Below are 1,041 nucleotides of genomic sequence, written 5' to 3' on the forward strand. Positions count from 1 at the left end.
CTCTACACCTTCTCGATCCTCGGCAACGACACCCCGCTGGTCACCAAGCCCTTCCCGGAGCCGTCGCCCACCCACATCGCCACCATCGACAACGTCCCGGCATTCATCCGCCGCCGACAGCTCCACGACCGGCTGCTGGACCACTACGGCCCCGGCAAGAGCTTCGTCATCCGGCGCGACGGCGAGGACAAGCCGGTGCCGCCCTCGGACATCGTCGTCGCCGACCTGTCCGACTGGCGCTACCGGCCGAGGCGAGGCCAGGTGGCCGTCGACCCCGAGCTGGGCCGCATCGCCTTCGGCTCCCGTTCCGCGCCCCGCCAGGGCGTCTGGGTGGACTACCACTACGCGTCCGGCGCCGACATGGGCGGCGGCGAGTACACCCGGGACGACCGCGTGCCCCGCCCCGACGCGACCTTCTACCGGGTGGGGCCCGGACAGCCGTACCGGCAGATCATGGACGCCTACCGGGCCTGGCAGCACGACCGCCGGGCGAACCGCACCGGCCCCGAGGGCATCATCGAGATCGCACACAGCGGCGCCTACCAGGAACAGCTGGACTTCGACCTCGACCCCGGCGACCGGCTGGAGCTGCGCGCCGCCGAGGGCACCCGCCCGGTCATCCGCCTGCTCGACTGGTACAGCAACCGTCCCGACGCCCTCAACATCCGCGCGGTGTCCGACGACTGCGCCCCGCACGAACGCCCCCGCGTCACCCTCGACGGACTCCTCGTCTCCGGGCGCGGCATCAACGTCACCGGCCCCATGGGCGCCGTCGTGGTCCGGCACAGCACCCTGGTCCCCGGCTGGTCCCTGGAACCCGAGTGCGACCCGCACTCGCCCGAGGAGCCCAGCATCGTCCTGGAGCGCACCACCGCCTGCCTCCAGGTCGAGCACAGCATCCTCGGCACCGTCGAGGTCATCGGCGACGAGGTCACCGAGGAGCCCCTCGACATCCATCTGCGCGACAGCATCCTCGACGCCACCGCCGACGACCGCGAGGCCCTGTCCGCGCCGGACTGCCGGCACGCCCACGCGGTGCTC

The 1,041-nt window shown here is 72.3% G+C and carries 1 pseudogene; it reads left to right on the forward strand.

Annotation, left to right across the window (positions count from 1 at the left end):
- Positions 1–1,041, forward strand: a pseudogene (locus tag ACTWQJ_RS51730) (hypothetical protein); the annotation flags it as partial.

It is taken from the genome of Streptomyces sp. KR55 (assembly GCF_052245645.1).
GTDB lineage: Bacteria > Actinomycetota > Actinomycetes > Streptomycetales > Streptomycetaceae > Streptomyces > Streptomyces flavusporus.